Annotated in this window: 9 protein-coding genes and 1 pseudogene; 4 read left to right on the plus strand and 6 right to left on the minus strand. The window is 42.3% G+C overall.

Going from position 1 to position 6,565, the window contains the following annotated elements; translation table 11 throughout:
• Window positions 1-305: 305 nt before the first annotated feature.
• The 6 genes from AC3D28_RS19865 to AC3D28_RS19890 all read right to left on the minus strand — a co-directional run bounded on the left by AC3D28_RS19865 (window position 306) and on the right by AC3D28_RS19890 (window position 4,590).
• Window positions 306-848 (minus strand): outer membrane protein, encoded by a 543-nt coding sequence (locus AC3D28_RS19865; RefSeq protein ID WP_169608392.1) that lies wholly within the window; start codon window positions 846-848, stop codon window positions 306-308.
• 171 nt (window positions 849-1,019) lie between these two features.
• Window positions 1,020-1,316: a hypothetical protein gene (locus AC3D28_RS19870; protein ID WP_025534543.1), complete on the minus strand. Its 297-nt coding sequence runs from the start codon at window positions 1,314-1,316 to the stop codon at window positions 1,020-1,022.
• Window positions 1,306-1,956, minus strand: a complete 651-nt coding sequence (locus AC3D28_RS19875; RefSeq protein WP_488536833.1) for a nucleotide-binding protein — start codon at window positions 1,954-1,956, stop codon at window positions 1,306-1,308. The genes AC3D28_RS19870 and AC3D28_RS19875 overlap by 11 nt, the downstream gene beginning before the upstream one ends.
• A gap of 762 nt (window positions 1,957-2,718) precedes the next feature.
• A complete protein-coding gene (locus AC3D28_RS19880; protein WP_488536834.1) occupies window positions 2,719-3,384 on the minus strand; it encodes a hypothetical protein in 666 nt (221 codons plus the stop codon).
• Window positions 3,381-4,277 carry a tyrosine-type recombinase/integrase gene (locus AC3D28_RS19885; protein ID WP_488536835.1) on the minus strand — a complete coding sequence of 299 codons (897 nt, stop codon included), beginning with the start codon at window positions 4,275-4,277 and terminating at the stop codon, window positions 3,381-3,383. Before AC3D28_RS19885 ends, AC3D28_RS19880 begins: the two co-directional genes overlap by 4 nt.
• A complete protein-coding gene (locus AC3D28_RS19890) occupies window positions 4,270-4,590 on the minus strand; it encodes a hypothetical protein (RefSeq protein ID WP_488536836.1) in 321 nt (106 codons plus the stop codon). Before AC3D28_RS19890 ends, AC3D28_RS19885 begins: the two co-directional genes overlap by 8 nt.
• A gap of 679 nt (window positions 4,591-5,269) precedes the next feature.
• Between AC3D28_RS19890 and AC3D28_RS19895 the strand changes: the two genes are divergently transcribed.
• The 4 genes and pseudogenes from AC3D28_RS19895 to AC3D28_RS19910 all read left to right on the plus strand — a co-directional run.
• On the plus strand, window positions 5,270-5,464 hold the full coding sequence (locus tag AC3D28_RS19895) for a hypothetical protein (RefSeq protein WP_488536837.1): 195 nt from the start codon (window positions 5,270-5,272) through the stop codon (window positions 5,462-5,464).
• 52 nt (window positions 5,465-5,516) lie between these two features.
• Complete coding sequence (locus tag AC3D28_RS19900; RefSeq protein ID WP_029627482.1) at window positions 5,517-5,759, plus strand: type II toxin-antitoxin system ParD family antitoxin; 243 nt, start codon at window positions 5,517-5,519, stop codon at window positions 5,757-5,759.
• Window positions 5,752-6,036 (plus strand): type II toxin-antitoxin system RelE/ParE family toxin, encoded by a 285-nt coding sequence (locus tag AC3D28_RS19905; RefSeq protein WP_012615283.1) that lies wholly within the window; start codon window positions 5,752-5,754, stop codon window positions 6,034-6,036. Before AC3D28_RS19900 ends, AC3D28_RS19905 begins: the two co-directional genes overlap by 8 nt.
• A gap of 323 nt (window positions 6,037-6,359) precedes the next feature.
• Window positions 6,360-6,565: pseudogene (locus tag AC3D28_RS19910) on the plus strand (hypothetical protein); the annotation flags it as partial.

Below are 6,565 nucleotides of genomic sequence, written 5' to 3' on the forward strand. Positions count from 1 at the left end.
TGATAATGCAATTGAACATGATCAATGTGCGGTAGCATTAACAGATGTTACTGCTGACTCAGAGTTTTTCTCTTTCCTATTTGGTTATATTAAGTATGAAGTTGAGGGGAACTTAGTTATAGATAAAAGTAAGAAAGGCTGTGAAAACTGGCCTAATTAAATATAAACTCGGTGTTCGATTTAACGTAACGACACCTAGTGCGTACCCAGATTTAGACACAAGAACGGCTCCCAATCCCAATAGGGAGACGTTCTTCGTTACGATGAACATAAAGGAAATAATCAGTGTAGCAAGTACGCAAACACTAGAAATTATATCTCATACCAACTGTCACACCTTGAATGTTGATATCGATACCATCAAATTCAGCAGTTCTGTATCTGTAGCCGATGGAAAGATCTATATTGTTAATCATGTAACCTACTTCCAATCCGGCTTGATAAGAGAACTTAGACTCTGATTCAGATACACCTAGGACGTTGGTTTCACCCTTTAATGAACCAACACCAAGAATGAGTGCGCTATATAAATTATTACCTTTATCTATAAATTTAGGGCGTGCGTTGATATAAAAAGCATTACCTTTAACACTGGCATTTTCAAAAAATTCAGCTTCACCAAAGTGTTGGTATTCTAACTCCACACCAAAATCTACATTAGGATGAACGGCAAAATTATAACCAGCATACACCCCTCCACCTAAGTCGTTGTTTTCATCAATAGTCGCAATGCCAGCATCTAACTCAGTATTGTGACCTACAAGTAAATTGCCGCCGACATAAAAATGGTCAGCCTCGCTTGCACTTGCACTTGCACTTAAGAGTGTTAGTAAAATCAGTTTTTTCAATTTAAATCCTTATAGTTGAGTGGGAGATATTATGCATACAGGAGATTATGATTGGTAGCGAACATTTAACGTAACGGCACTTAATGTGAAGTCTGGTTGATAAGTGCCGTTAGGATGTTAGTGTACGTATATTTTACGTAAAATATACGTACACTAGGAATAGAGGAAAGGTTAAAGTTTTTCTGCAGCTTCTAGGCCTAACGTTCTGAGATAGCTACCTAAAGGAAGGCCCATCTTTTTTGCTCCCTCTTCTAGTTTTTTCAACTCATATCCATTAACTGGAACCTGTAAAATTTTCCCTGTTAACTTAATACGTTTTCCAGTCTCTCGATCTAGGTAGCTTGAGCCTCTTCGTTCATTCTTGTCGAACTCTTCTTTTCTTCCATCAACTTTTGCATCATCTATAAAATTATTCAGATCTGTAGTTTGCTTTTTCTTTTTGATGTCTGAAAACGGCTTATTTTTCATTGATAGCTCCCATTAATTCGTCAAAGAGAGCTTTTGCATCCTCACCCGCTTTCGAGTCTTGTTCCCACTCTAAAACGCTCTGTCCCGACTCATCTGCATCATCCCAACCGTTTAGATTTCTAGTGATGTGTTGCAGTGGATTCATTTCTAATGACATTAATAAATTTTTAGCTGCTTGAATTCTATATCCTTGGCTTGGGAGTGTTGGAGCCTGTGTAATACAGGTGAAAACTTTTAGTTTGGAATTTAATGCTTGTGCGGTTTCGACAATTTCAGCCATAGCCGGAGCTACCTTTAAATCTCGTCTTTTCGGTCTAAATGGAAGTAAAGCGACGTTGGCATAAGCTAGAGCTGAACGCATCGCCTTAGAGTCTGCGCCACCACAGTCAATCACTATGGTTCCATATCTCTTTTCTAAATCTTGAAGAGGTTTGGTGATATTTCCTGTTAGTTCAATGCATGGAATTTGAGGTAAATCGCTGTCAGAGCGCTCTGCCGCCCACTCTGCTGTGGTTCTTTGTGGGTCTGCATCGATCAGAAGTGGGTCATTGTTATCTTTGGACTTTAGATAAACTGCTAAGGTCTGGGCAAGACTACTTTTGCCTGAGCCGCCTTTTTCATTACAAATAACAAAGATCATTTTATTTTCCGAGTATACGTATAAATTACATAGAGTATACGTAATTTATACGTAAAATATACGTATACTTAGGCTGTTTTTTGAGCTTTCTTGGGTTTTGAACCAAAAATAGGAACGTTTTTTTTCTATTGCGATCAAGGGATTGAAGGGATAATCTATTGTCCAGATGTGAAAAAACCCGTCTTGGCGGACGGGTTTTTTCGGAAATACTTACTAGATTGGCGTCTGGTGTAAGTCCTTTCATGATAGCCCATATCGTTAAAGCACTTCAAGTATTCCTGCACTCTGTTTGGATCAAGATGTTTTGGACAGAGCGACGCACATCAGCCACCGACCAAGGGAAGTCCGATAGGTGGCAGGTAAAGGCACTAATCAGAACTTGCGAAAGCACGATAAAACCGCCCTGTTGTAGCTGCTAGACGGGGACAAGCGGAAAAGGAATAACTGATTAGTGTTGTGTGACTCGGATGGGGGGCGAAAGCCTTTACACACAGCGCAGGGCAGCCCGAAAGGGTACGAGAAAAAACTCCACGGAAAGCGACCAGAAACAATGCTCAAATCACTCGAAAATCGAGTCGAAATGGGTAGGGGTCGGCGCAGCCGAAAGGGCTGAGAGCGCCGCCTTGTGCGGCAACCTCTTTGCCCTTTTGGGCTTGTCCACAAAAGAGCGTGGGCACCTCAAACAGCCCTTTAAGCTCTTTTCGGTGGGCAATGCCCTAAGAAAAAATCTTTGATTTTTAGAGGAGGGTGCGGGGGGAGTTATTATCCCTTTTGATTACTGTTACGTTTTTCAAAGCTACGAGCTAATTGCTTTAACTTTGTATAATCCAGTGGTTCATCATCCAGTGTTAAACCTGCATGTTTAAGATATTCAGCAATAAGCCTTTTCTCATTACTCAACCGATCACGCTGTCCTAGTTTGCTCATTGTTTCTTTGTGCTGTCTGCGTACTGCATGATTCGCTAATTTTAATCGTTCACTTGATTCTGTTTGTTGACGTGCTGCCTGATCTTGAATCGTGTCGAGTTCGCCTTCTCTGTGGTTTAGTCGTTCTGCCTTTTGTGAGTGTGCGCGTAGTGCATCTTCCTCCACCTGTTGTCGGTATTGCCGTTTGAATTGCTCCAACTCTTCTGATTTTTGAGCTAATTTTTGTTTCGCTTCGATCAGAGATTCATCTGAGAACGTGCGAAAAGTGTTGAACATTACTCCCAAAATTAAAGCTGTGACTAAACAGAATATGAAAATGTAACTCCACGATTGCCACTGAAACCAGAGTGTTTCTGAGCCTTGTGCGAGCAAAACAGGTTTCATCGAGTTGGATGTATCAACTAGCCAAATCGTGCTATCGGGGGTTAGAAACTCAAGAAATGGTGCTGCAAAAAGCAATACCAATCCCACGACTATGACGGTTAAAAATCCCCAAATCATCGTAGGTACACCTCTGTTATGTCGGAGCGAAAATGCCCTAGTTCTTGAGAAATGATCGTCATGACATCGAGTCGTTCAAAGTGATTAGCCAATTGTTCATAACGATTTTGAGCGTAGCTGTGGCGTAGGCCGTGAGCACCGTTTGAATAGCCCAGAGCGCGAGAACTCGCTTTGCTGAACGCATCAGAAAATTTGTGTCCACCGGCTATGTTGTAGTGCGATTCGTAATTCACGCCTCTGTCTGATATTTGCTGCGGTATATCGAGTCTGCGTTCTTCTAACTTTTCTGCTAAATGGTTGGGGATTTGCACTTCACGAATAAGACCGCCTTTCCCGTCAACTGTGTAGGTTTTTGACTCATTGGGGAGGTGGGCAAATTTATTTGGGTGTACGTCCCGTGGGCTTGGATTCACTTCACCAGAAGGTCGTAGGGAGAGCAGCTCGTGAGCGCGTAGACCTGCTTCATGACAAAGTTGTGTGGAGAGTGCGTGTTGCTCGGTTTGATGCTGAATGATCGCATGGACCTGCTCTGGTGTGTAAGAGCGAGAAGATTCAATAGTCTCAACAGAGGATTTTACAACATCGAGTTTGTCAGTCTCTTTCAATACGTGCGTCACATGCTGCATCATGGCTTGAAGCGCCTGGCGATCCATGTCGATTGTTTTTTGTGAACATTCTTGAGCACGTAATTCTAAGTAGGTGTTAGCTCTCTCTGGAGTCATTTCGCGGAGCGATCCAAGCTTGAACTCTTTCAGATAATCGCAGCAAGTTTTCAGAGATTGCTCGTAGTTCCTAGCCGTTCCCACCGATTCTATGGCATTACCTTTCCCCTGCATTTCTTTCATGACAGAAGCGGCTTGTTTCTCTGATTTTGCGAAGTGCCCTTTAGCCATTACGTGTTACTCTGATTGAATGGATATATCGGAGGATGGTGCTGCGTGCTGCATATTGCTTGTGTTCGGTTTTAAGGTGCAGAGCAATCAGTTCAAGGGATGCGCCATGTGTGTACATGTTGGCGATTTCTGCGCGGAATGGTTCAAGTTTGGAGGTGCGTTTTTTGTAGTTTTTTCCCTTGCGTAATGCACGGGTCTTTTTGGCAGCTTCGGTCGCTGCAATGGGATCAAAGCTCATAAACATCTCGATGTGTGCGTAAGAACTAGCTAAGTATTTTCGTGAAAATACCAGACGGTCATTGCCGTTCGCCATTTCGTTTTTAACGTAAAAACGGGCTGACTGTTCACACCTAAAACCGATCACTATCCGCCAGTGAAAAGCGTTGTTGAGTTATTGTTTTCGCTACTTTGAGATGCTTCGATGGTTCAACAATTTTTGCCACCGCATACGATGTTAACTAGGTCGTACTCCCCTGAGACAAAATCATTTTTTAGTTCTCTGACTAAGCGCGGATTTGATTTTCGCAGACCAAACCAAATTGGTTATAGAGGTCAGGTTCCTGCATAAGCAGCAGTGGGCTATAAGAAACTTCACTATGTCATGATTGTTTTTTAATCGCAAGTGTCTGGTGTTGCATAGTTAGTGTTGCGTGAAATTAGGCAAGTCCACGTAAATACTCGCGCTATGTGGGAATTTTAATTTCTACATAGCGCGAGTAGGCTCGCGAAATTTGCGAAAAGTACCGCCTGAATTGCGTAGCAACAGGGCGGTGCTTTGAGTGAATTTGACGGGGTTAGGGCAGTAGCCCCTCACGAACTGACGCGCTGCGCTTGTCGCATCACCAGCCCAAGATAAAATGCAAGTTTATCCTGGGCCGGTGATGTGCATTTTGAACGCTAGGCGTTTTTGAGCTGCATGATCAAGAGCCAAACTTAGGAAACAAAACGCTGATGGTAAGGTGGATAAAAGAATCTATGAGAAAGAGGTTGGAATGTTTCTTCGAGCTATTTTTACCGCACTGTCATGTGGTGCGCCTTTTATCGTAATCAGTGACAACGTGCCTACTTGGGTGGAAGTCTTGGCTTGGGTTTACATCTTAGGAATGATGCTTGTAGGCGTTATGACATTGAAAGCGGATCAAATTATTGCATGGTGCGACAAGCAATTAGCGAAAAAGAGAAAGTAAACCCATCACTTGCTGTATACTAATTGTGTTAATAATTCACACAGGTGGCTTTATGGGTAGAACAACAAGTGTCACCATTGGCGAATCGCTCGATGGCTTTATTGAAAAAATGATCGCAACAGGTCGTTACGGCTCAACAAGTGAAGTGATGAGAAGTGCATTGCGACTACTCGAACAACAAGAGAATCAACAAGACTTACTGCGAAAAGCGCTCGATGAGGGTGAGGCGAGCGGAGAGTGTTCCTTGTCATTAAAAGAAGTGGCAGCAAGAAGAAAGGCCAAGCTGCATGTATAAACTTTCCCAAAAAGCAGCAGACGATTTTGGGGATATCTACGAATATACCTTTTTAAATTTTGGCGCAGAGCAAGCCGACAACTACACCGATGAAATGGAACAATGTTTACAAACTCTGTCAGAGGCACCATTCATTGGTCGAGATTGTTCCGAACTTCGTTCTGGCGTACGTCGTCATGATCATCAGAAACACGCCATTTTTTATCGAGTTCGAGAGTTCGATATCTTTGTTATCCGGATCTTGCACCAACAGATGAACCCAATGTTGCATCTTTAAATTACTTAATTTTTTGATAAAACCTAGAAAAACGCCCCTTAGAGGGCGTTTTTTGTTTCAAACGAACAGCGCCATCTTTGCCCTGTAAATCGCCTGAAAAGCGTCACAAACTTTCAGACCGATTTCTGGGTCAGTAGGGCATAGTAAGTGCTTAAAAACGTGCCTAGAGCCTCTGATGGCGTTCTAAGGGCTGTTTTTGATAGCTAACTCGCCCGTTTAACATAATAGGAATAATAAACACCCGTTTTTGAGAGGTTCAACATTATTTTTAGGAATGTGGTGGTAGGATGTGTGAAATTGTTTGTATAAGTAATGGAATAAAAATGAAAAAACTAACTCTTTCTATTGTAATTGCATCTACTGTTTTATTGTCAGGTTGTGCTCAGCGTATTGCTGACTTCACGTTAGCTTCAACAAAAAACGTGGAATTAAATAACGGGAAATTTGTTACTGGTGACCGCGTTAGCGGAGAAGATACCAAAGCAATTGTTATTGTTCCGTTAGGAGTCCCATCAATAAAAGAAGCTGC

The sequence above is a fragment of the Vibrio sp. TAP-3B genome (genome assembly GCF_057784735.1).